The sequence below is a fragment of the Sphingomonas sp. Leaf62 genome, assembly GCF_001421915.1.
Lineage (GTDB): Bacteria > Pseudomonadota > Alphaproteobacteria > Sphingomonadales > Sphingomonadaceae > Sphingomonas.
The window spans coordinates 155,995-156,363 of record NZ_LMLN01000012.1; the positions used below are offsets into that span (position 1 = coordinate 155,995).

Here is a 369-nt window from a genome sequence, read left to right on the forward strand (position 1 = left end):
GCGCGCGTACATCGACACGATCTTCTCGTCGAAGCCGGGAAAGCGCCGCTGGTATCTGGCGATCAGCTGCGGATCGAAGCTGGCCTGCCGGTCGCGCGGTACGTCCAGCGCCAGCTGGCCGGTATCAGTCGTGATCGTCTTCCGACCGTAGCCGTTGCGCGAATTGCCGGCGCCGTCACCCCGGCCAACAGCTGATCCAGAAGATCATTCGGTATCGCAGGCTCTTTGCGTCGAGACATATCGGGGCTCCTTCGTTCCCGTTATGCCCGTCCGCACACGAAATTCCTGACAGGCCCGGCCAGATCAGCGCCATCTTCACCGACGCCAACTCCTGCTACCACCTCGCCTTCGCGCGGATCGGCGCGCCCG

General features: G+C 64.2%; 1 pseudogene. It reads right to left on the reverse strand.

Annotation, left to right across the window (positions count from 1 at the left end):
- A pseudogene (locus tag ASE91_RS20550) lies at positions 1–239 on the reverse strand (transposase); the annotation flags it as partial.
- Positions 240–369: the final 130 nt, after the last annotated feature.